This is a genomic window from Thermoactinospora rubra (genome assembly GCF_002093975.1).
GTDB lineage: Bacteria > Actinomycetota > Actinomycetes > Streptosporangiales > Streptosporangiaceae > Nonomuraea > Nonomuraea rubra_A.
The window spans coordinates 197908-220378 of sequence record NZ_KZ084330.1; the positions used below are offsets into that span (position 1 = coordinate 197908).

A 22471-nucleotide genomic window follows, 5' to 3' on the forward strand; every position below is an offset into this window, starting at 1 on the left:
GCGCTTATTCTGCCGCAACGCGCAGGCCGCCCCGCCTGATCGTCTCGGCGTACCAGCGCGCGCTGTCCTTGGGGACGCGGCGCATGGTGGCGCGGTCGACGTAGACCAGCCCGAACTTCTTGCCGTAGCCCCAGGCCCACTCGAAGTTGTCCATCAGCGTCCAGGCGAAGTAGCCCTGGAGCGGCACCCCGGCCGCGATGGCCTCGTGGCAGGCCCGCAGGTGCGCCTCGAAGTACGCGGTCCGCTCGGCGTCGTGGACCGCGTCGTCGGCGGTCAGCTCGTCGTCGAAGGCGGCGCCGTTCTCGGAGATCACCATGGGGATGCTGGGGTACTCCCTGGCCACCCGGGTGAGGATCTCCACCAGGCCCGGCTCGTCGATCTCCCAGCCCATGGCGGTGACCGGCCGGCCGCCGTTGACGAACGAGACGTGCTCGCTGCCCACCCAGGGCGAGCCGGTCTCCACGGGGGCCGCCGCCGCCGAGGCGCGCCCGCCCGGCCGGCCCGACACGGTGAAGCGGCTGTAGTAGTTCACCATGAGCAGGTCGATGGGCGAGGAGATGGTGCGCAGGTCGCCCTCGGCGATGAAGTCCAGGGCGGTGACCGCGCCGAGGTCGTCCAGGACGTCCTGCGGGTAGGCGCCCTTGAGCAGCGCGTCGAGGAAGAAGCGGTTCTGCAGCCCGTCGATGCGCCGCGCCGCGTCCAGGTCGGCCTCGCTGCCGGTCTGCGGGGAGACGGCGTAGAGGTTCACGGTCCCGGCGATCCGCGAGTCGTGCCCCTGCGCCCGCATCGCCTGCACGGCCAGGCCGTGGGCGAGGTTGAGGTGGTGGGCGGCCCGGACGGCGTTGGCCGGCTCCCGGCGGCCGGGGGCGTGCTCGCCGGAGGCGTAGCCGAGGAACGCGGCGCACCACGGCTCGTTGACGGTGCTCCAGTTGCGCACGCGGTCGCCCAGGGCGCCGTGGACGGCCTGCGCGTAGTCGGCGAAGCAGTAGGCGGTCTCGCGCGCGGGCCAGCCGCCGCGCTCCTCCAGTTCCTGGGGCAGGTCCCAGTGGTAGAGCGTCACCCACGGCTCGATGCCGTGGGCGAGCAGCTCGTCCACCAGCCGCCGGTAGAAGTCCAGGCCGCGCTGGTTGACGGGCCCCGATCCGGTGGGCTGGACGCGCGGCCAAGCGACGGAGAACCGGTAGGCGGTCAGCCCCAGCTCCGCCATGATCTTGACGTCTTCCCGGTAGCGGTTGTAGTGGTCGACCGCCACGGTGGCGTCGTCGCCGCCGATCACACGCCCCGGCTTGGTGACGAACACGTCCCAGATCGAGGTGCCGCGCCCGTCGGCGGTGACCGCGCCCTCGATCTGGTAGGCGGAGGTGGCCGCGCCCCAGACGAAGTCGGTGGGGAACCTGAGAAGGGTCGTGGCTTCAGTCTCCTGCGAGGTCACGCTTTGACCGCACCTTCCATGATGCCGCCGACGATCTGCCGGCCGAACGCGATGAATACGAGGACAAGCGGAATGATCGACAGCGCCGTGCCGGCGAAGATCAGCACATAGTTGGTGGAGAACCGCTCGTTGAGCGACTGGATCGCGATCTGCACGGTCGGGTTGTCCGGCGTCAGCACGATCATCGGCCACATGTAGTCGTTCCACATCAGCATGAAGGTGTTGATGCCGAGGACCGCCATGCCGGGCCGTACGGCGGGCAGCACCACGTTCCACCAGATGCGCAGGGTGGAGGCCCCGTCCACGCGGGCCGCCTCCACCAGCTCGTCGGGCACGGCCTGCTTGGTGTACTGCGTCATGAGGAAGACGCCGAACCCGTTGAGCAGGTAGGGGAGGATGACCGCCTTCAGCGTGCCGGTCCACTCCAGGCTGACCATCAGGCGGTACAGCGGGACCACGCCCATCTGCTGCAGCGGCACCATCATCGTCAGCAGGATGGTGAGCAGCAGCAGCGAGCTGCCCCTGAAGCGCAGCCGGGCGAAGGCAAAGCCGGCCAGCGTCGAGATGATCACCACGGAGACGGTCACGATGCCGGCCACGACGAAGGAGTTCGTCAGGCCGGTGAGGAAGTGGGCGTCCGGGTTGTTGATGACGGCCATGATGTTCTCGCCCAGCCTGCCGCCGGGCAGGAAGGGCGGCGGGACCGCGACGGCGTCGCTGTTGGTGCGCGAGGCGATGACGATCATCCAGTAGAGCGGGAAGATCGACAGCAGGATGGCGACGGCCAGCATCACCTTGGTCATCACGCTCGGGTGCCACAGACCCGGCGCGGACGGCTGCCGGCCGCGGCGCGCGGCGGTGGTCAGGACGGTCACTTGGTGCCCCCGATCCGGCGGATGAGCAGGAAGTTCACGAGCGCGCCGATGAGGATCAGCAGGAACAGCAGCCAGGCCGCCGCCGCGGCGTAGCCGTAGTCGAACTCGCGGAAGCCCTGCTTGACGATGAACATCGCCACGGTCTGGAACTGGCCGACCGAGCCGCCGTCGACGTTGCCCGAGTAGAAGGTGGTGGGCTCGGCGAAGAGCGTGAGCCCGCCGATCGTGGAGTTGAGCACCACGAAGATCATGGTGGGCCGCAGCATGGGCAGGGTGATCTGCCAGAACTGCCGCCGCTGGGAGGCGCCGTCGATGGCGGCCGCCTCGTACAGGTCGCGGGGGATCGTCTGCATGCCGGCCAGGAAGATGATCGCGTTGTAGCCGGTCCAGCGCCAGTCCACCATGGTGGCGATGGCCAGCCAGGACGGCAGCCGCTCGGCCCGCCAGTTGATCGGGTCGACGCCGAACAGGCCCAGGAACCAGTTCACCAGGCCCCAGTCGCGGGCGAACAGCTGGGTGAAGACCACCGCCACGGCGACCACGGAGGTCACCAGCGGCAGCAGCACGCTCAGGCGGATGGCCAGCCGGAAGCGCAGCCGCTTGTTGAGCGCGTTGGCCAGCATCAGAGCCAGGAGCATCTGCGGAACGGTGGCCAGCACGAACATGCCGACCGTGTTGACCACGGCGTTCCAGAACTTCTCGTCCGCCAGCAGCCCGGCGTAGTTGCCCAGGCCCGTCCACTCGATCGTGCCGGCCAGGTCGTAGTCGTACAGCGAGTAGTAGAGCGTGAAGGCCAGAGGGAACAGCCCGAAAGCCGCGAACAAGATGAAATACGGAGAGACCAGGACGTACGGCATGACCCGCAGGTCGAACACGGTACGCCAGCGGGAGGGCCGCTGGCGCCGCCGTGTCCTGGCCCCGGGAGCCGCCCGGCGCGTCGGCGGCGTGCCCCGGGTGTCGAGGTGGAGGCTCATAGCAGACCTTTCGTGGCGAAGGCAGGCGACCGGCCCGCCGGCGATGTGCCGCAGCGGCGGGCCGGTGCCGGCAGAGGGTCGGGCGCGTTAACCCGCGGCCTTCACCGCGTCGTCGACGAGCTGCTGCCAGGCCTTGTCCTGCGGGATGGAGCCGTCGTCCATGCCCTGGATCACAGACTCGACCGCGTTCTTGACCTGCGCGTGCTTGACGCCCAGGAAGACCGGCTGGAGCTGCTGGGCGGACTTGGCGAAGATCTGCCCGACGGGGGCGTCGTTGAAGTACTCGTTCTTCGCGTTCTGCACCGCCGGGTCCTGCAGCGCCTTCAGGTTGCTCGGCATGTTGCCGAAGTCGGTGAAGATGCTGACCTGGGTGGCGGCCTGGGTCAGGTAGTCGGCCACCATGGCCGCTTCCTTCGGGTGCTGGGTCTGCTTGGGCACGGCCAGCCACGAGCCGCCCCAGTTGCCGCCGCCGCCGTTGGGCGCCGAGGCGACGTCCCAGTTGCCCTTGTTCTCCTCACCGGCGCCGCCCGCGACCACGCCGAGCATCCAGGACGGGCAGCCCAGGGTGGCGAAGGCGTTCTTCTTCATGCCCGTCGTCCACTCCTCGGTGAAGTTGCGCAGCTTGGCGGTCAGGCCCAGCTGGGACATCTTCTGCGCGAAGTCGAAACCGGTCTTGATGGCCGGGTTCTTGTCGACGATGAGCTGGTTGCTCTGGTCGAAGTACAGGACGTTGCCGGCCTTGGCCGCCTCCTGGTAGGCCACCACCTGGTAGAGGGTGTTGGTGCCGTCGGTGAACTTGGCGTCCTTGACCTTGCTCTGGAACCGCTGGCCCACCTTGATGAAGTCGTCCCACGTGGGCCACAGGGCGCTGACCTCGTCGCGGCCGGTGGGCAGGCCCGCCTCCTTGAACAGCTTGGTGTTGTAGCAGATGCTCATGCCGCCGATGTCGGTGCCCAGGCCGAAGACCTTGCCGTCGGCCGCGACGCCGTTCTCCCACTTCCACGCCGGATAGTCGGCCTTGCGGGACTCCAGGCCGTGCTCCTTCAGGTCGACCCACCACTCCGAGCGCGCCTTGGCCAGACCCATGCCGCCCTCGTCGATGCCGACGACGTCGCCCGCGCCCTTGCCGGCCTGCAGCCACTGGATCATCTGCGGCCAGTAGACCTGCTCGAACTGGTCGGTGAGGACCTCCAGCTTGATCTGGATGTCCTTGTGCTCGGCGTTCCACTTCTGGACGGCGTTCTTGTAACCGAAGTTCTCGCCGCCGCCGAACACCTGCACCCGGATGGTGACGGGCTGGGCCGGCTGGGACGCCGCCTGCGAGCCGCCGGTCGACGGCGTGCCTCCGCCGGACCCGCAGGCGGTCAGGGCCAGGGTGGCGGCGGCGAGGAGCGCGGCGGCTCCGCCGTACTTGCTGATCGTCATGGGGGGACCTCTTTCGATGGGAGCTCTTTGGGAGCGCTCCCATGCAGAGTGGCCAGAATGCCGCCTCACGTCAACATGCCGAAATCCAATCGTGACAGTGAGAGCGTTTTCCGGTTTCTCAACGTGATGAAAGGGGGCAAAGATGCTAGATGGGATTTTGGGAGCGCTCCCAACCCTCTCGGTCATGAAACGGACCGGAGGGACTGTCAGAGGACGGCTTCGAGCAGCAGCGCCCCCGCGCCCAGCAGCGCCGCGTCCCGGCCGGCCCGGGCCGCCGCGATCTCCAGGTCGCGGGTGGCCAGCGGCAGGCACCGCTCGTACACCGCGGCCCGGATCGAGGTGATCAGCGGCTCGGCCGCCGACAGGCTGCCCCCGACGGCCACGACGTCGGGGTTGAAGAAGTTGACCAGGACCGTGAGAACCTCGCCGATGAGCCGCCCGGCGGCGCGCACCAGGCTGGTGGCCTCCGGTACGGCGTCGCCGACCAGCCCGACGATGCCGGCGGGGCGGTCCACGTGGATCCCCGCCTCGGCGAGCGCGGCCATGAGGGCGGCCCCGCTGGCGTAGGCCTCCAGGCAGTCGGGATGGCCGCAGGAGCACATCACCGAGGAGTCCGTGCGCACCCTGACGTGGCTGATGTCGCCCGCCGCGCCCCGGCCCCTGTGCAGCCGGCCGCCCACGATCACGCCGCACCCTATGCCGGTGCCCGCCTTGACCACCATGAGGTTGTCGGCCTCCGGCCAGTGGCGGGCCTCGCCCACGGCCATGAGGTTGGCGTCGTTCTCCACGAGCACGGGCAGGTCGAAGCGCCCGGCCAGGTGGTCGGCGACGGGGTAGTTGTTCCAGCCGGGCATCCGCGAGGGGCTGACCACGCGCCCCGTCGCGGGGTCGACGGGGCCCGGGATGCCGGTGCCCACCCCGCGCAGCGGCACGCCGGGCGGCGCGTGGGCGGCGACCAGGTCCTCGAACGCGCCGGCCAGCCAGTCCAGCACCGTCTCCGGCCCGGCCGCGATGTCGGTGACGTGCTCCTCGACGGCCAGCGGCGTGCCGCTGAGGTCCAGCAGGCCGAGCCTGGCGTGGTGGGCGCCCAGGTCGGCCACGGCCAGCACGCCGGCGCCGGGGGCCAGGCGCAGCCGGCGGGGCCGCCGCCCGCCGCGCGAGGTGCCGGGGCCCTCCTCCACCAGCAGGCGGGCCTCCAGTAGCTCCTCCACGCGCAGCGACACGCTGGAGGCGGCCAGGCCGGACAGCCGCGCCAGGTCGGCGCGGGACTCGGCCTGGCCGGTGGCCACGAGCCGCAGCAGTTCGCCCTGCGCCCCCGTCACGGGCAGCCGCTGAGTGCCAGACATGTGGAGATGAATACCACGGCCAAGCTTCGTACGACAACGTGTTGACTTATCCCGAAATCATCAAATACGGTCCCGCTTGTCTTCGATATCGAAGGAAGTTGCGATGATTCGGGTACGAGGGCTGAACAAATGGTTCGGCGACCACCACGTGCTGCGCGACATCGACCTGGACGTGGACCGGGGCGAGGTGGTCGTGGTGATCGGCCCGTCGGGATCGGGCAAGTCCACGCTGTGCCGCTGCCTGAACCGGCTGGAGGCGGCGCAGCAGGGCGAGATCGTCATCGACGGGACGCCCGCGCCGCTGGAGGGCCGGGCGCTGGCGCGGCTGCGCGCCGACGTCGGCATGGTCTTCCAGTCGTTCAACCTCTTCCAGCACAAGAGCGTGCTGGACAACGTCACGCTCGCGCCGATGAAGGTGCGCGGCGTCGGCCGGGCCGAGGCCGAGCGCACCGCCCGCGAGCTGCTGGAGCGGGTGGGCATCGCCGACCAGGCCGGCAAGCTGCCCGCGCAGCTGTCCGGTGGCCAGCAGCAACGCGCCGCCATCGCCCGGGCCCTGGCCATGCGGCCCAAGGTCATGCTCTTCGACGAGCCCACCTCGGCCCTGGACCCGGAGATGGTCGGCGAGGTGCTCGACGTGATGACCGGCCTGGCCGCCGACGGCATGACGATGCTCGTGGTCACCCACGAGATGGGCTTCGCTCGCCGGGCCGCCGACCGGGTGGTCTTCATGGCCGACGGCCGCGTCGTCGAGCAGGGCCCGCCCGCCGCCTTCTTCGACGGACCGCAGACGGACCGGGCCAGGGACTTCCTGGCCAAGGTGCTCACTCACTGAAAGCAAGGGATGGTGCCCATGAAGAAGATGGTCGCTGTCGTCGCCCTGTCCCTCCTCGGCCTGGCCGCCTGCGGCGGCACCGGCTCCACCGGCGGCTCGGCCGTACCTCCCGGTGACGCCCAGCCGGCGGCGAGCGACCTGCTGGCCAAGGCGCCGGTCGCCGACCCGGCCGCGATCCCGCCCGGCTCGACGATGGACAAGATCAGGAAGCGGGGCGAGCTCATCGTCGGCGGCTCGCTCGACGCGCCCCTGCTGTCGCAGCAGAACCCGGCCACCGGCCAGGTCGAGGGCTTCGACGCCGACCTGGGCAAGGCGCTGGCCAAGTACATCATCGGCGAGCCCAAGGTCAAGATCGTCAACTCGGCGTCGGAGACCCGGGAGGCGCTGCTCGCCAACGGCACGGTCGACGTGGTCTTCCAGACCTACACGATCACGCCCGAGCGGGCCGAGCAGGTCTCCTTCGCCGGGCCGTACTACGTCTCCGGCCTGTCCATCGCCGTCAAGAAGGGCACCACCGGCATCGCCAGGCCGCAGGACCTCAACGGCAAGAAGGTCATCGCCGGCGCCAACACCCCGGCCATCCCGGCGATCAAGAAGGTCGCGCCGCAGGCGGAGATCATCACCTTCGGCAGCGACCCCGAGTGCGTCCAGGCCCTCAAGCAGGACCGCGGCGTCGCCTACGTCCAGGACGAGACCCTGCTCGTCGCCAACGCCAAGAAGGACCCCGCCATCCAGGTGGTCGGCAACCCCTTCACCCAGGACCCCTACGGCATCGGCCTCAAGCACGGCGACGAGCAGTTCAAGGCGTTCGTCAACGACTGGCTGAAGAAGATCCAGGCCGCCGGGGTGTGGCAGCAGGCGTGGAAGAACTCCCTGGGCACCGTCGTCCAGGGCGAGGCACCCGCGCCGCCGCAGATCGGCTCGGTGCCGGGCTCCTGATGTCCGCCCTGCTGGATCACCTGCCCGAGCTGTGGCAGGGGTTGCTCGTGACGCTCCAGCTGACCGTCGCGTCCTTCGCGGGCGCGGCGGTCGCGGGGACGGTGATCACCGCCCTGCGGGTGAGCCCCGTCGCGGTGCTGCGCCTGCTCGGCACCGCCTACGTCGAGACCTTCCAGAACCTGCCGCTGCTGGTCCTGCTCGTGCTGGCGTTCTTCGGGCTGCCGGAGATCGGGATCAAGGCCGAGCCGCTGACCACCGCGATCGTGGTCATCGCGCTGTACGAGGCCGCCTACGTCGCCGAGGCGCTGCGCTCCGGCGTCAACGCCGTCGCCCGCGGGCAGGGCGAGGCCGCCCGGGCGCTCGGGCTGACCTTCGGCCAGTCGCTGCGGCACGTGATCCTGCCGCAGGCGCTGCGCACGGTCGTCCAGCCCCTCGGCAACATCTTCATCGCCACCACCATGAACACCGCGCTGGCGGGCGCGGTGAGCGTGGTGGAGCTGACCACCGCGGCCAACCGCGTCAACCTCGTGGAGGCCCAGCCCATCCCGATCTTCGTGGGCGCGGGGCTCGCCTACGCCCTCATCGCCGCCTGCGCGGGCTTCGTGACCGGGCGGCTGGAGCGACGGCTGGTGATGGTGCGATGAGCCTGCTGTTCGACGAGCCGGGACCGCGGGCCAGGCGGCGCATCAGGATCGCCACGGTCGCCGGCACGCTGGCCGCGCTCGCGCTGACGGCGCTGGCGATCCGGCAGTTCGGCGCCAACGGCCAGCTGGCCACCGAGCGGTGGGAGCCGTACGCGACCTGGCCCATGTGGCGCTACCTGCTCACCGGCCTGTGGTCCACCGCCCTGGCCGCGGTCGCCACCGCCGCGCTGTCCATGGCCCTCGGCCTGCTGCTGGCCCTCGGCCGGCTGTCGGACCGCCGGTGGGTGCGGGCCCCCTCGGCCGCCTACGTCGAGGTCGTCCGCGTGGTCCCCGCGCTGCTGCTGGTGTACGTGGTGCTGTTCGCCCTGCCCCGCTACGGGCTGGACCTGCCGCTGTTCTGGAAGCTCGTGGTGCCGCTGACGGTCTCCAACGCGGCGGCGTTCGCCGAGATCTTCCGCGCGGGCATCCTGTCGGTGGAGCGCGGCCAGAGCGAGGCGGGCCTCGCGGTCGGCCTCACCCGCGCGCAGACCATGCGGCTCATCGTGCTGCCGCAGGCCGCCCGCCGGGTGCTCCCGTCGATCGTCAGCCAGTCGGTGGGCCTGCTCAAGGACACCTCGCTGGGCTTCGTGGTCAGCTACGGCGAGCTGCTGTACTCGGGCCGGGTGCTGGCCAACTACAACGGCCTGCTCATCCAGACCTTCGTCGTCGTGGCGCTGATCTACCTGGCGGTCAACGCCTCGCTGTCCAAGCTGGCCAGGACCCTGGAGCGAAGGAGCGCCGCCCGTGCCTGACCATGCCCTGCTCGCCGAGGTCGTCCGCTCGGGATTCACCGAGAGCCTCCACTACGGCAGCGCCGTGGGCCTGGCTTCCGACGGCCGCGCCGAGGTCGCCGCAGGGCCGGTCGACGCGCCGGTCCTGCCGCGCTCGGCCGCCAAGCCGCTGCAGGCGCTGGCCTGCCTGGACGCCGGGGCGTCGCTGGCGGGCCCGGCGCTGGCCCTGGCCGCCGGCAGCCACACCGGCGAGGACTTCCACGTCCGGCTGGTGCTGTCGCTGCTGGAGCAGTACGGCCTGCGCCCGCAGGACCTGCGCTGCCCGCCGGACTGGCCGGAGGACGAGGCGACCCGGCACGGCCTCATCCGGCAGGGGCTGGGCAGGACGCGCGAGCGCATGAACTGCTCCGGCAAGCACGCCGCGATGCTCGCCGCCTGCGCCGCCTCCGGCTGGGACACCGGCTCCTACCTCGACGCCGCCCACCCGCTCCAGCGGCGGGTGCGGGAGGTCGTGGAGGAGCTGGCGGGGGAGAAGGCGGCGGCGGTGGCCGTCGACGGCTGCGGCGCGCCGCTGTTCGGCCTGTCGCTCACCGGCCTGGCCAGGGCCGTGCGGGCGCTGGTGCTGGCTTCGCCGGGCACGCGGCCCCGGCTGGTGGCCGATGCGATGCGGCGGCATCCGCAGTACGTCGGGGGGAGCGGGCACCAGAACACCGAGCTCATGCGGGCGCTGCCCGGGGCCGTGGTGAAGGGCGGCGCGGAAGGGGTGCTGGTGGCGGCGCTCGCGTCGGGCCACGCGGTGGCCGTCAAGGTCGTCGACGGCAGTCCCCGGGCCACGACCGCGGTGGCGCTGGCCGTGCTGGCGCGGATGGGCTGCGACGTGTCGGCCGCGTCGGCCTTCACGCGGGTGCCCGTCCTGGGCGGCGGCGCACCCGTCGGGGAGATCCGCGCCACCCTGTGACGCGCTTCCCGTGACGCCGTCTCCTGTGACGCCGTCTCCTGTGACGCCGTCTCCTGTGACGCCGTCTCCTGTGACGCCGGAGGGCGGCCTTCCGTGGGGAAGGCCGCCCTGGGGAGGCGTCAGGAGGCGCGCACGTCAGCCGGCGTACTGCGGGTAGCCGTAGCCGACGACGGTGCTCTTCGACCGCACCCGGCGCTCGACGGCGCCGTTGCCGGTGTTGCCCTCGATCGTGGTGATCGTGCCGTTGCCGTTGTCCTTCTCGACGAAGCCGACGTGCCTGATCGAGCTGAGGCTCTTGCTGCCGGACCAGCTGAAGAACACCACGGCGCCGGGCTTGGGGGTGTAGCCCCAGCGCTTGTTGGCCTTGAACCAGCGGGCGTAGGCGATCGTCCAGGCGTCCCAGCCGACGGTGTGCCGGGCGCCGGCCTGCTCGCCCACCCAGGAGACGAACATCGCGCACCAGGCGGCGTTGATGTAGGCGCGGGGGTTGCCGCCGTCCCGCTTGACGGTCTCCCAGGCGCGCCGGGAGGAGGCGTACCACTTCTGGAACTTGGTGCCGCCGCCGTAGGAGTTCTCCCGGACGCCGATCTGCTTGCGGGCCAGCTCCAGCACCTGGGCGGCGGTGACCTTGGCCGGGACGGACGGGTGGGCCCAGATGTTCTTGGACGCCGCGTTCCCGGGGGTGGCGTTCTTGGGGGCGGCGGCCGGCTTGACGGCGGCCTGCGCCTTCTGCGCCTTCTGCGCGGCCGGCTTGGCGGTGCGGGCTTCGGCCTTGGCGGCCTTGGCGCCGGGCTGGGCCGAGACGTTCTTGACCTGCTCGCTCTGCGGCGGGTTCGCCTGGGCGGCGTGGACGCCGAGAGCGGCGGTGAGGAGGGCGGTGCCGAGAGCGACCGAGTACTTGCGGGGCTGGGGGATGCGAACGCTACGGTGCTTGGGCATGGGTAAGGGGAGACTCCTTGCTTCATGCCGCTTACCGGGTTAGCTGACGGGTTCGGACGTGAAGCTGTCCTACGGGCGCGAAGGCCCGATACACCCCAAGGTTGGTGGGTCCCCGGTTCCGCACGAGGCGGATTCAGCGGTCACAGGACGGTCCTGTGATAAGGCGGTCATGGCAACGCCCGGGTTGGCCAGGCGTTTGCCAGAGATGGACAAAAGGTAATACACCCGGCAAGAGGCTTACAAATGGGTAAACGGTAAAAAGTCGGCTGACAGCGGTGACGGGCCCTGTCACGCGCGGCCCGCAGGCCCTCCCACCAGGGCGTGAACCTCCAGGTGAGGGCCATGACAGGCCGCTGCGCGCGATCTTGACGAGCCGGATGGGTAGATCTTTACGTCTTTACCGAAATCCGGGTTTCCCCGCCCGGTACGGTGCAGCGGCGACCACGCCCGCGTGGCCACCGCGCGCGGCGCGTCCTCGCTGGTGAAGCCGAAGTTCAGCCCCTTGCCCTCCGGCCAGCCGCCGGGACGATCCCGGTCTCGGTCATGAGCCGCCGGAGGTTCTCGACGGTGAGGTTCGACACACCGGTCGCCCGCACCCGCCCGCTCCACCGCCCATTGTTCACGCGCCGTTACCGGCCGCTTCAGGCACCCGGGCTACTGTCGGGCAGCGGTGAACAGCAAGCGGGAGCCGGCCTGGGTGGAATCGCCGCTCCAGATGATCTGCGTCGTCGAGGCCCACCACGCCGGAGTGCTGGGGCCCTCGACCCTCGTGGTGCCGCGCGCCGGGCTGAAGGCCCTGAAGGCCACGCGCCGCGAGCTGGCGCGCCTGGACCTGCCCGAGGGCCTGGAGCTCGACGGCCCCCGCCCCCGCATGCCCCGCCACGTCCGCGCCGTCGGCGACGCCTTCTCCGGCCGTGTCCAGCTGCGCTGGCTCACCGCCCGGCAGCCGCACATCGTCGTCGTCGACGACGGGCTGGCCACGATCCGGCTGCTGGAGCTGATCGCCGAGGGGCCCTTCCGCCCGCTCCTGCGCGCCCGCGCCACCCCCGGCCCGCTGCGCAAGGTGCTCGGCCTGGCCGCCGCGCTGCGGCTGCGCACCACCGAGGTGTCGGTCTTCACCGCCCTGGAGGTGCCCGACAAGCTGGCGCAAGCCGTACGGGAGGCCGGAGTCGAGCTCATCAGGCACGACTTCGCCTGGCTGCGCGCCCAGCCGCTGAGCGAGCCGCGGCCGCCGGAGCGGACCGTCGTGCTCGGCACCTCCCTGGTCAGGAACGGCCTGGTGCACCGCGAGCGCTACCTGAAGTGGATCGCCTCGCTGGCCGAGCAGGAGCCGCTGGCGTACTTCCCGCACCGCCGCGAGGATCCCGTCGACCTGGCCCTCATCCGCGAGCGCCCCGGGATCACCGTGCACGAGCCCGGCGTCCCGGCCGAGCTCAGCCTGCGCGGCCTGGCCGCCGGCCAGCGCGTCCTCAGCCTGCCGTCGACGGCGATCACCTCCCTGCGCGTGCTGCTGGGCCCGCGCGGGGTGGCCGTCGAGCCGGTCGAGGTGCCCGACGACTGGTGGACCAGCCGCGCGGCACCCTCCCTGCGATCCCACCTCACCGGAGCCGCCCGCACATGAAGATCCTGGCCGTCGCCGACTCCGACTCCTACCTGAAGTGGGCGGCCTGCCTGCTCGACGACCTGCCCTCCGGCTGCCGGACCGAGCTCGCCGTCGTGCGCACGCCCATCGCGCCCTCGCCCGCGCAGATCGCCGCCGCCGTGGGGGACCGGCCCGCGCCGCCGGTGCTGTCCGCCCGCGCGCTGCGGCGTACGGCGGAGCGGATGCGGCCCGACGCGATCCTCGTGGCCTGCACCGGCCCGGTCGTGGACGTGCTGGTGTCGCAGACGTTCAAGGACCTGCGCACGGTGTTCGTCACCGGCCTGCCGGGCATCGCGGTGCCCGCCTCCGAGCCGGCCTGGCGCTACCGCAGCGGCTGCCACCTGTTCGTCGCCCACAGCGGCAGGGAGGTGGCCGAGTTCCAGGCGCTGGCCGAGCGGCTGGGTGGGGGCGGCGCGGTGGGCCTGGCCCGGCTGCCGTTCCTGCGCCGGGCGGGCGAGCGGGTGGCCAAGGACCGGGTCGTGTTCGCCACCCAGGCCAAGGTGCCCAGGCGGCGCGAGGAGCGCGAGCGCATCCTGCTGGCGCTGGCCCGGCTCGCCGAGGCCCGCCCCGAGCTGGACGTCGTGGTCAAGCTGCGCGCGCTGGAGGGCGAGCGGCAGACCCACAACGAGCGCCTGCCGTACCCGCGGCTGTGGCGGGAGCTGGGCGAGCCGGGCCGGCTGCGGTTCGCGGCCGGGCCGATGGGCGAGCACCTCGCGTCGGCGGCGGGCCTGGTCACGGTCAGCTCCACGGCGGCGCTGGAGGCCATCGCCTGGGGCGTGCCGGTGCTGGTGCTGGAGGACTTCGGCGTGAGCGCCGAGATGATCAACCTGGTGTTCGAGGGCAGCGGGCTGCTCGGCACGCTGGAGGACCTGGCCGAGGGCGACTTCCGGCACCCCGACGCGGCCTGGTGCGAGGCCAACTACTTCCAGCAGGGCAGCGACTGGGTGGCGCTGCTGACCGCGCTGGTGACCGGGCCGCGCGGCCGGGCCCGCTCGCTGCTGGACGGGCCCGGCCACGCGGCGGCCCGCCGCCGGGCCCGGCTGCGGGTGGAGGTGCCGCCGCGCCTGCTGCGGGCCGGCTACCGCGCCAAGCGGAACGCCACTCGCCTGTTCAGGTGATCGCCCTGGCCAGGCGGCGGCGGATGCGCGCCAGCGTGCCCGGCCGGGGCGCCAGCTCCACCGCCGCCAGCCGCTGCCGCTTGAAGTACCTGTCCTGGCCGTGCCGCCGCAGGTAGGCGGCGGCGTCCGCCCGCAGGCCGGGATGGGCCTCCGGCTGCATGCAGTACCCGACGGCCCGCACCAGCGCGCCGAGGTCGGCCTGCGGCGGGTCGGCGAGCGAGCCGTCCTCCGCCAGCCGCGGGAACAGCGCGTCGGCGATCGTGGCCGGGATCCGGTTGCTGTTCTCGTACGGCTTGAGCCGCTCCAGCACCAGGCCGGTCCCGCAGGTGGCGACCGGCAGGCCGTAGAAGGTCCGCGCGGTCGCCAGGCCGGTGGAGAAGCAGCCCGTCACCAGCTTGGGCGGCGCCACGGCGAAGCACACCTCGGCGGGCACGGTCTCGTCCGGCACCACCAGGTGCGTCCCGGCCTCCTCGGCGGCGCGCCGCATCAGCCGGATCTGCCGCCGCCCCGAGGAGGGATGCGGCTTGAACGCCACGCTCCGGCAGCCGCGCGCCGCCAGCCCGCGCAGCAGGGCGAGGCAGATCCCGGCCTCCTCCTCGTCGGTGAGCAGGTCCAGGGCCGACAGGTACTGGCCCAGGATCATCGCCTCGGCCGCGGGCGGCTCGGGCAGCGTGTCGGCCACCTGCTCGACCACCCGCAGGAACGCCGGGCCCGACAGGCTCTCGGCGGCCACGCCGTACTCGGTCAGCAGCAGCGGCTCCAGCCCCGGCACCAGGTCCAGGTGGAGCAGGCGGGTGATGCGGCGGAAGATGTCGGCCGGCAGCGGGTCGCGGGTGGGGCCGTAGCTCATCAGGCCGTCGGCGTAGACGGTGATCGGGCAGTCGCGGATCAGCCCGGCGATCGTCCGCGCGGGCGGCACGGCGATCGACTCCAGGACCAGCTCCTCGACCCCGTCCAGGCGCAGGCGCGCCGCCAGCAGCCGCTCCAGCATGGGCACCTCGATCACGCGGGCCCGCCAGTCGGAGGGGTGCAGCGGGGCGATCAGCTCGTTCCAGGAGACCACCTCGTCGAAGCGCGACCGCAGCGCCGCGAACCCGGGCGCCTGGTCGACCGGCAGCACCGTTTCGGGGACGGCGGCGTTGGTCGAGACGATCAGCAGGCTCCGCCCGGAGCCGAAGCGGCCCTCGTCGATGCCCGCGGCCAGCGTCATGGCCCCGAACAGCGAGGAGGCGTAGTAGACGGTCGTCACAGCGGGTCCTCCCGGTCGCGCCTGACGCGGGGGCTCGGCGGGAGCTCCGGCACCAGCGTCCGCAGCGCCGCCTCGCGCTCGGGCGCCATCCCCGCCGCCGAGGCCGCCACCAGGTCCGGCGGTAGCCTCCTGACCATGTCGGCGCCGCGCTCGCGGAAACGGGCCCGCAGCGCGGGGGTGAAGCGCTCCTCCAGCGTCAGATGGTGGGCCAGCAGCGCGCAGAAGTTGCGCACCGCCTTGGGCAGGTAGACGTCCTCGACGTCCTTGAACACCAGCTCGAAGGCGTCGAAGAAGTGCAGCTGGCGCTCGTCGCCCACCTGGGTCAGCGACCCGGCCACCTGGCGGCGGTAGAACAGCCCGGCCAGGGGGACGGCGGCGAAGGAGACGGCCTCCCGGTGCAGCCGCCAGATCCACGGCCGGTCCTCGGCGGTGTGCAGCGAGCCGGGGAAGCGCAGCAGGTCGCCCAGGGACCTGCGGTAGATCCCCGCCCAGGCGTAGGGGTAGTCGACCATCGTTTTCACGCCCGCGGGCAGGATGTGGTCGCGCGGGTCGAGCACCACGCCCCGCCGCGCCACCGGGGCGCGGTGCACGACCCGCTTGCGTCCCTCGGCCTGCACGTGGTCGACGCGCACGAAGTCGCAGCCGAGGGCGTCGATGGCCTCGACCAGCCGCGCCAGGTAGCCGGGCGCGAGCCAGTCGTCGCCGTCCATGTACGTCACGTACTGCCCGCCGGCCAGGGCCAGCCCGGCGTTGCGGGCGTCGGCCAGCCCCACGGGCGTGTCGTGGTTGAGCAGGTGCAGCCCCGGCAGGCCGCAGTCCTCGACGATCTCCCGCGTGGCGTCGGCGGAGCCGTCGTTGACCACGATGACCTCGAAGTCGCCGCGGGCGTTGCGGGCCAGCGAGGCGAGCGCGTCGGGCAGGTAGCGCTCGCCGTCGCGGACGGGCACGATCACCGACAGCTTGACCATCAGACGGTGACGCGGCGCAGCCGGGCCTTGGGGGCCTCCTCGCCGGGGAAGACGCGCTTGATGCCGTCGCCCAGCGCCTGCTCGATGATCCGGATGTCGCGCACCAGGTGCTCCAGGCCGTTCGGCTCCAGCGAGGCGGCGTGGTCGGAGCCCCACATGGTCCGGTCCAGCGTGATGTGCCGCTCCACCGCGACCGCGCCCAGCGTCACCGCGGCCAGCGAGATCTGCAGGCCGCGCTCGTGACCCGAGTAGCCGACCGGCACGCCGTACCTCTCCTTGAGCGTGATGATCGCGCGGAGGTTGGCCTCCTCGGGCGGCAGCGGGTAGGTGGACGTGGCGTGCATCATGATCAGCCGGTCGGTGCCGAGGATCTCCACGGCCCGGTCGATCTCCTGGAGCGTGGACATGCCGGTCGACAGGATGACCGGCTTGCCGGTCGCCGCCAGCGCCCGCAGCAGCTCGTGGTCGGCGACGCTGGCCGAGGCGACCTTGTGCACGGGCACGTCCAGCCGCTCCAGGAACTCCACCGACGGCACGTCCCACGGCGAGGCGAACCACTGCAGCCCGCGCTTGTAGGCGTGCGTGGCGATCTGCTCGTACTCCTCCCGGCCGAACTCGGTCCGGATCTTGTACTCCAGGTAGGTCATCTCGCCCCAGGGCGTCTGCCGGATCTGGTCGCGCTGCTCGGCCGGCACGCAGATCTCGGGCGTGCGCTTCTGGAACTTCACCGCCTGGCAGCCCGCCTCGGCCGCCACATCGATCAGCCGCTTGGCGATCTCGACGTCGCCGTTGTGGTTGATGCCGATCTCGGCGATCACGTACACCGGCTGGCCGTCGCCGACGAGCACGTCGCCGATGGCCACCGGGCCCAGGTGCGGCCTGCTGACGGCGACGGGCGCCAGCGGCCGCTCCGGCCGCGCCGCCAGGATCCGGTCGCACAGCTCGCGTACGGCTCCCGCCCCGCCCGGCCGCGACAGCACCACCCGCGCCGCCGCCCTGACCTTGGGGTGCGCGTCCGGCACCGCGACCGGCCAGCCCACCAGCCCCATCGGCCCCAGGTCGTTGACGTCGTTGCCGACGTAGGCCACCCGCGCCGGGTCCAGCTTCTCGATGGCCAGCCAGTCGCGCAGCACCGTCCGCTTGTCGGTGAGCCCCTGCAGCACCGGCACGCCCAGCTTGCGCGCCCTGGCCGACACCACCGGGTTCTGCTCGGTCGACATGACCAGCACCTTCACCCCGGCCCGCTTCAGCAGCGACACGCCCATCCCGTCCGAGCGGCTCACCAGCACCATCTCGCGGCCCTCGGAGTCGACGTAGGCGCGGTCGTCGGTGTGCACGCCGTCGAAGTCGGTGATCACCGCGTCCACGTCGATCGGTTCCGGCACCGCCGCGAACGGCGCCAGCGCGCGGGCCATCTCCAGGTCCTCGGGCGTGTCGATCTCCAGCGCGTGCCTGGCCGGGACCTCCTGCACGGCCACCTCGCCGAAGAAGCGGTGCCCGTGCTCGCGCAGCCCCGCCGTCCGCATGACGTAGAAGGCGCCGGTCTCGCGGAACTGCGGCTCGCGGTCCTGGCGGCGCGGCCGGTCGGCCGGGTCGTGGTTGACGCCCGCGCCCGCCGTCGTCCACAGGAACTCGTGCGTCGGCGTGCCGGAGAACACCACGTCCGCCTCGCCGTCCAGCACCCTGCGCACGGCCGCGTCCAGGTCGCCCGGGTCGATGAACGCGCTGGTGCACTGGACCAGCAGCACCACGCCGGGATCGTCGCCGAGCTGGTCGAGCGCGTGCAGCACCGCCGACTCGCTGCTCGCCTCTGGCCCGCTCAGCTCGGTGGGCCGCTCGATCACCGCCGCCCCCTCCTCGCGCGCGACCTGGGCGATGCCGGCGTGGTCGGTGCTCACCACCACCTCGTCGATCAGCTTGGCACGCAGGCACGACCGCACCGCGCGGGCGACGAGCGGCACGCCGCCCACCGGGGCGAGGTTCTTCAGAGGAACGCCCGCCGAACCTCCGCGGGCGGGAATGACGGCCAGGACCTTCACAGTGGCTCCCTTCGAGGTGCCCCCTTACGAGGTGCCACGGAAACCTAGCCTCGCAATCCGACCGGCCCGCGTGTCCGGGCTGAACGACCCGTTAACTCTCCGTGGTGATCCGGTAGAGCAGCTCGGGCCTGCCCACCCCGCCGTACTGCGGCACGCGCGCCGCCACCCCGGTCTCCACCAGGTGCTCCAGGTATCGCCTGGCCGTCACCCGCGACACCCCCACCGCCTGCCCCACGGCCTGCGCGGACAGCCCCCCGGGGGTACGGCGCAGCCGCGCGGTCACGGCGTCGAGCGTGTCCTGCGTCATGCCCTTGGGCAGGGCCGTCGCGCTCGCGCCGCGCAGCCCCGCCAGCGCCCTGTCCACCTCGCCCTGCCCGGCGACCTGGCCTTCCGTCGCCCTGAACGCGGCATAGCGGGTGAGCTTCTCGTTCAGTGTCGCGAACGTGAACGGCTTGAGCAGGTACTGGGCGACGCCCATCGACACGGCCGAGCGCACCATCGCCAGGTCGCGCGCCGAGGTCACCGCGATCACGTCGCAGGCCAGCCCGGCGGCCTTGATGGCGCGGCAGACGTCCAGGCCGTGCATGTCGGGCAGGTAGAAGTCCAGCAGGACCAGGTCGACGGGGGTGTGCCGGAGGAAGCGCAGCGCCTCGCGCCCGGACCGCGCAACGCCGGCGACCCGGAAGCCCGGCACGCGCTCGACGTAGATCCGGTTGGCCTCGGCGGTGATCTCCTCGTCCTCGACGACCAGCACCGCGATCGTCTGCTCAGGCACGAGGTCACCCTACCCGCGCTGGGGTGAACCGTTCAGGGCCCGCGCTCCGTCACAGGAGCATGCGATGTCGCGTGCTTGCGCCGGTGGTCCTGTGCGTCCTGCTGTCCGGCTGTGAGAAGGACTGCACGCTCGTGGGCGCGCCCGCCGGCGTCTCCCTGCATGTCGAGGCTCCCGTCGCCGCGCGGGCGGACACGGCCGAGCTGACCGTGTGCTGGGACGGCGCCTGCCGTACACCGCAGGTCGTCCTGACGCCGGGCAGCGCGCCGGTCTCCTCCGGCTGCACGGGCGAGGCCTGCGCGGCTTCCATGCGGCCCACCGGGGACAAGCACGGGTTCGGAGATGTCGCCGGGCTGCCGAAGAAGCCGGTCGAGGTCCGGCTGCGCCTCCGCGACGCCGAAGGCCGTGCCGTGGTGGACACGCGGCTGGAGGTGACGCCCGAGGCGGTCTACCCCAACGGGCGCGACTGCGGCGAGGCGGGGCCGCAGGCCAAGGTGATCGTCGAGGGGGACGGGCGCGTCCACGGCTGACCGGAGGCTCAGGACGACCGCCGTCGCGGGAGCCGTACGGTGAACACCGCTCCCCGGCCGGAGGTCACCTCGATCGTGCCGCCCAGCCTGCGCACCGCGCGGCCGACCATCGCCAGCCCCAGGCCGCGGCCGTCGCCCTTGGTCGTCCAGCCCTTCTCGAACGCCTCCGGCGAGGGCAGGCCGGGGCCGTCGTCGGCGACGCGGATGAGCAGCGAGTCGCCCTCGGCCCGCACCAGCACCTCCACCTTGGCCGTCGCCGCCTCGATGGCGTTGTCCACCAGGTTGCCGACGATCGTGACGAGGTCGCTCGCGCCCTCGACCGTGTCGGGCAGTTCGCTGTCCTCGCTGATCGACAGCTCCACGCCCCGCTCGGCCGCCTCGGCGCTCTTGCCCAGCAGCAGCGCGGCCAGCACGGGTTCGCGGACCGAGCCCATGACCCGGTCGGTGAGCTCCTGGGCGGCCTTGAGCTCGGCGGTGGCGAAGGCCACGGCCTGCTCGGTACGGCCCAGCTCGACCAGCGTGATCACGGTGTGCAGGCGGTTGGCGGCCTCGTGGGCGGCGGCGCGCAGGGAGTCGGCGAAGCCGCGCTCCAGGTCCAGCTGGCCGGCCAGCGCCTGCAGCTCCGTGTGGTCCCGCAGCGTGAGGACCGTGCCCAGGCGGCTGGGCGCCCTGGTGACGGCGAGCACGCGGTCGCCGGCCAGGCGGATCTCGTCCTCCCGCGCCGGTTCGACGGCCCAGGGCAGCCCCAGCTCGGCGACCTGCCGGCCCTCGGCGTCGGCCGGCAGGCCGAGCAGCGCGCGGGCCGCGTCGTTGCACAGAATGAGCCTGCCGTCCTCGCCCACCAGCAGCAGGCCCTCCCGCACGGTGTGCAGGATCGCGTCGTGGTGGTCGTGGATGCGGGCCAGCTCCACCGGGCCCAGGCCGTGGGTCTGGCGGCGCAGCCGCGCACCCACCAGCCACGTCCCGCCCGCGCCCACCGCCAGGCCCAGCGCGGCGATCAGGCCCGTCCAGGCGATCTGCTCGCGCAGCCGGGCGGTGATCTTCTCGACCGTGATGCCGGCGCTGACCAGCGCGACGATCCGCCCTCCCGACCACACGGGCGTCACCGCGCGCACCGAGGGGCCGAGCGTGCCGGTGTAGGTCTCGGTGAACGTCTCCCCGCGCAGCGCGGGCTCGATGTGGCCGAGGAACCGCCTGCCGATCTGGGCGGGGTTGGGGTGGGTGTACCGGCGGCCCGAGGTGTCCATGATGGTGATGAAGTCGACGCCCGTGGCCCTTCTGATCCCCTCCGCGTACGGCTGGAGCCGCACGCTCGGGTCGGGCAGCCCGAGCGCGTCGAGCACGTCGGGCGAGGCGGCCACGCTGGTGGCCACGGCGCGAGCCGTACCCGCCGCCTCCTCATCCAGCACGTCGTGCACCTGGGCCAGCGCGAGCACCGCGCCGCCGGTCACGGTCACCGCCACGACCAGCAGCTGGAGGGCCAGCATCTGGGCGGCGAGGCTCCAGCGTCTCACAGCCGACCCCTCCCTCCGGTGAACGAAACTTACGCAATAGTGACCTGCGTCACGCTCGCGGCGCACTATCCCGAATCATCCACTAGCAGCGGGAGTGCCCATGCGTGACAAGACGCGCTACCTCTATCTGGCCGTGATCGTCGCGGTCCTGGCCGGCGTCGCCGTCGGCCTCCTGTGGCCCGACCTGGGCAAGGAACTCAAGCCGCTCGGCACCGGCTTCGTCAACCTCATCAAGATGATGATCAGCCCGATCATCTTCTGCACGATCGTGCTGGGCGTCGGCTCGGTGACCAAGGCCGCCAAGGTCGGCAAGGTCGGCGGGCTCGCGCTCGGCTACTTCCTGACCATGTCCACGGTCGCGCTGGTCATCGGCCTGGTGGTCGGCAACCTCCTCGACCCGGGCGCCGGGCTCCAGCTCACCGACGCCGCCAAGCAGGCGGCCGCCGCCGAGGCGGCCAAGGGCGGCGAGAGCGACACCGTCGCCTTCCTGCTCGGGATCATCCCCACCACGCTGGTCTCCGCCTTCACCGAGGGCCAGGTCCTGCAGACGCTGCTGGTGGCGCTGCTGGCCGGGTTCGCGTTGCAGGCCATGGGCTCGCGCGGCACGCCCGTCCTCAACGGCATCGCGCACATCCAGCGGCTCGTCTTCCGCGTCCTCGCGATGATCATGTGGGTGGCGCCCGTCGGCGCGTTCGGCGCCATGGCCGCCGTCGTCGGCTCCACCGGCGTCAAGGCCCTGCAGTCGCTCGCGGTGATCATGCTCGGCTTCTACGCGACCTGCGTGCTGTTCGTCGCCGTGGTGCTCGGGCCGCTGCTGTGGGCGGTCGCGCGGATCAACCTGTGGTCGCTGTTCCGCTACCTGGGCCGGGAGTTCCTGCTCATCCTGTCCACCTCCTCCTCGGAGTCGGCGCTGCCCCGGCTCATCGCCAAGATGGAGCACCTGGGCGTCAGCCGCCCCGTCGTCGGCATCACCGTGCCCACCGGGTACTCCTTCAACCTCGACGGCACGGCCATCTACCTGACCATGGCCACGCTGTTCGTCGCCTCGGCCACGGGCGCGCCGCTGTCGCTGGGAGAGCAGATCTCGCTCCTGCTCTTCATGATCATCGCGTCGAAGGGCGCCGCCGGGGTGACCGGCGCGGGCCTGGCCACGCTGGCCGGCGGCCTCCAGTCGCACCGCCCCGACCTGGTCGACGGCGTCGGCCTCATCGTCGGCATCGACCGCTTCATGTCCGAGGCGCGGGCGCTGACCAACTTCGCCGGCAACGCCGTGGCCACCGTGCTGATCGGCACGTGGACGGGCGGCTTCGACCGGGAGCGCGCGGCCGGGGTGCTGGCCGGACGGGACCCGTTCGACGAGGCGACGCTCGTGGACGAGCACGACGCCCCCGCCCCGGCGGAGGCGCCCGCGGCCACGCCGGCGCGCAAGGACCCGCAGCCCGTCGGGTGACCTCCGCGGGAAGGCGCGCCGCCGTGTCCGGCCGGGCACGGTAGCGTGCTGCGCA

General features: G+C 72.2%; 20 protein-coding genes and 1 riboswitch. Of the genes, 9 read left to right on the plus strand and 11 right to left on the minus strand.

What is annotated here, in order from left to right:
* Nucleotides 1–4 precede the first annotated feature (4 nt).
* The 5 genes from BSB02_RS10735 to BSB02_RS10755 form a co-directional block, all read right to left on the minus strand.
* A complete protein-coding gene (locus tag BSB02_RS10735) occupies nucleotides 5–1432 on the minus strand; it encodes a GH1 family beta-glucosidase (protein WP_084958565.1) in 1428 nt (475 codons plus the stop codon).
* Nucleotides 1429–2307 carry a carbohydrate ABC transporter permease gene (locus tag BSB02_RS10740; protein WP_084958566.1) on the minus strand — a complete coding sequence of 293 codons (879 nt, stop codon included), beginning with the start codon at nucleotides 2305–2307 and terminating at the stop codon, nucleotides 1429–1431. The genes BSB02_RS10735 and BSB02_RS10740 overlap by 4 nt, the downstream gene beginning before the upstream one ends.
* On the minus strand, nucleotides 2304–3281 hold the full coding sequence (locus tag BSB02_RS10745; protein ID WP_084958567.1) for a carbohydrate ABC transporter permease: 978 nt from the start codon (nucleotides 3279–3281) through the stop codon (nucleotides 2304–2306). The genes BSB02_RS10740 and BSB02_RS10745 overlap by 4 nt, the downstream gene beginning before the upstream one ends.
* Before the next feature lie 87 nt (nucleotides 3282–3368).
* Complete coding sequence (locus BSB02_RS10750; protein ID WP_084958568.1) at nucleotides 3369–4706, minus strand: ABC transporter substrate-binding protein; 1338 nt, start codon at nucleotides 4704–4706, stop codon at nucleotides 3369–3371.
* Nucleotides 4707–4912: 206 nt separating this feature from the next.
* Nucleotides 4913–6052: an ROK family protein gene (locus BSB02_RS10755; RefSeq protein ID WP_240506339.1), complete on the minus strand. Its 1140-nt coding sequence runs from the start codon at nucleotides 6050–6052 to the stop codon at nucleotides 4913–4915.
* Between the two features lie 103 nt (nucleotides 6053–6155).
* On the opposite strand from BSB02_RS10755, the gene BSB02_RS10760 reads away from it, so the two are divergent.
* From BSB02_RS10760 to BSB02_RS10780, 5 genes are read left to right on the plus strand one after another with little or no spacing between them, the layout of a single operon-like run.
* The gene (locus BSB02_RS10760) at nucleotides 6156–6884 is read left to right on the plus strand and encodes an amino acid ABC transporter ATP-binding protein (protein ID WP_084958569.1); all 729 of its coding nucleotides are present in this window, start codon (nucleotides 6156–6158) and stop codon (nucleotides 6882–6884) included.
* Between the two features lie 18 nt (nucleotides 6885–6902).
* The gene (locus tag BSB02_RS10765; protein ID WP_240506340.1) at nucleotides 6903–7823 is read left to right on the plus strand and encodes a glutamate ABC transporter substrate-binding protein; all 921 of its coding nucleotides are present in this window, start codon (nucleotides 6903–6905) and stop codon (nucleotides 7821–7823) included.
* On the plus strand, nucleotides 7823–8467 hold the full coding sequence (locus BSB02_RS10770; RefSeq protein ID WP_084958571.1) for an amino acid ABC transporter permease: 645 nt from the start codon (nucleotides 7823–7825) through the stop codon (nucleotides 8465–8467). The genes BSB02_RS10765 and BSB02_RS10770 overlap by 1 nt, the downstream gene beginning before the upstream one ends.
* Nucleotides 8464–9258 (plus strand): amino acid ABC transporter permease, encoded by a 795-nt coding sequence (locus BSB02_RS10775; protein WP_084958572.1) that lies wholly within the window; start codon nucleotides 8464–8466, stop codon nucleotides 9256–9258. Before BSB02_RS10770 ends, BSB02_RS10775 begins: the two co-directional genes overlap by 4 nt.
* Complete coding sequence (locus tag BSB02_RS10780) at nucleotides 9251–10195, plus strand: asparaginase (RefSeq protein ID WP_084958573.1); 945 nt, start codon at nucleotides 9251–9253, stop codon at nucleotides 10193–10195. The genes BSB02_RS10775 and BSB02_RS10780 overlap by 8 nt, the downstream gene beginning before the upstream one ends.
* A 135-nt stretch (nucleotides 10196–10330) precedes the next feature.
* Here BSB02_RS10780 and BSB02_RS41345 read toward each other — a convergent pair whose 3' ends face one another.
* Complete coding sequence (locus BSB02_RS41345) at nucleotides 10331–11134, minus strand: CHAP domain-containing protein (protein WP_084958574.1); 804 nt, start codon at nucleotides 11132–11134, stop codon at nucleotides 10331–10333.
* Between the two features lie 13 nt (nucleotides 11135–11147).
* A riboswitch (cyclic di-AMP (ydaO/yuaA leader) is annotated at nucleotides 11148–11283 on the minus strand.
* Nucleotides 11284–11804: 521 nt separating this feature from the next.
* On the opposite strand from BSB02_RS41345, the gene BSB02_RS10795 reads away from it, so the two are divergent.
* Nucleotides 11805–12755, plus strand: coding sequence for a hypothetical protein (locus tag BSB02_RS10795; RefSeq protein WP_240506341.1), 951 nt, complete (start codon nucleotides 11805–11807; stop codon nucleotides 12753–12755).
* Nucleotides 12752–13894, plus strand: a complete 1143-nt coding sequence (locus BSB02_RS10800; RefSeq protein WP_084958575.1) for a DUF6716 putative glycosyltransferase — start codon at nucleotides 12752–12754, stop codon at nucleotides 13892–13894. The genes BSB02_RS10795 and BSB02_RS10800 overlap by 4 nt, the downstream gene beginning before the upstream one ends.
* Here the strand turns inward: BSB02_RS10800 and BSB02_RS10805 are convergent.
* From BSB02_RS10805 to BSB02_RS10820, 4 genes are all read right to left on the minus strand, one after another.
* Complete coding sequence (locus BSB02_RS10805) at nucleotides 13887–15143, minus strand: alpha-2,8-polysialyltransferase family protein (RefSeq protein WP_206184618.1); 1257 nt, start codon at nucleotides 15141–15143, stop codon at nucleotides 13887–13889. The two genes, BSB02_RS10800 and BSB02_RS10805, sit on opposite strands and share 8 nt — an antisense overlap.
* Nucleotides 15140–16111, minus strand: coding sequence for a glycosyltransferase family 2 protein (locus tag BSB02_RS10810; RefSeq protein WP_084958576.1), 972 nt, complete (start codon nucleotides 16109–16111; stop codon nucleotides 15140–15142). The genes BSB02_RS10805 and BSB02_RS10810 overlap by 4 nt, the downstream gene beginning before the upstream one ends.
* Nucleotides 16111–18150: an N-acetylneuraminate synthase family protein gene (locus BSB02_RS10815; protein ID WP_084958577.1), complete on the minus strand. Its 2040-nt coding sequence runs from the start codon at nucleotides 18148–18150 to the stop codon at nucleotides 16111–16113. The genes BSB02_RS10810 and BSB02_RS10815 overlap by 1 nt, the downstream gene beginning before the upstream one ends.
* A gap of 91 nt (nucleotides 18151–18241) precedes the next feature.
* Nucleotides 18242–18925: a response regulator gene (locus tag BSB02_RS10820; protein ID WP_240506342.1), complete on the minus strand. Its 684-nt coding sequence runs from the start codon at nucleotides 18923–18925 to the stop codon at nucleotides 18242–18244.
* A gap of 71 nt (nucleotides 18926–18996) precedes the next feature.
* On the opposite strand from BSB02_RS10820, the gene BSB02_RS10825 reads away from it, so the two are divergent.
* Nucleotides 18997–19452: a hypothetical protein gene (locus BSB02_RS10825; protein WP_143590464.1), complete on the plus strand. Its 456-nt coding sequence runs from the start codon at nucleotides 18997–18999 to the stop codon at nucleotides 19450–19452.
* A gap of 8 nt (nucleotides 19453–19460) precedes the next feature.
* On the opposite strand, the gene BSB02_RS10830 is transcribed toward BSB02_RS10825, so the two are convergent.
* On the minus strand, nucleotides 19461–20966 hold the full coding sequence (locus tag BSB02_RS10830) for an ATP-binding protein (RefSeq protein ID WP_240506343.1): 1506 nt from the start codon (nucleotides 20964–20966) through the stop codon (nucleotides 19461–19463).
* Nucleotides 20967–21066: 100 nt separating this feature from the next.
* Here BSB02_RS10830 and BSB02_RS10835 point away from each other — a divergent pair, with 100 nt between their 5' ends.
* Nucleotides 21067–22416, plus strand: a complete 1350-nt coding sequence (locus BSB02_RS10835) for a cation:dicarboxylate symporter family transporter (protein ID WP_084958580.1) — start codon at nucleotides 21067–21069, stop codon at nucleotides 22414–22416.
* Nucleotides 22417–22471 lie beyond the last annotated feature (55 nt).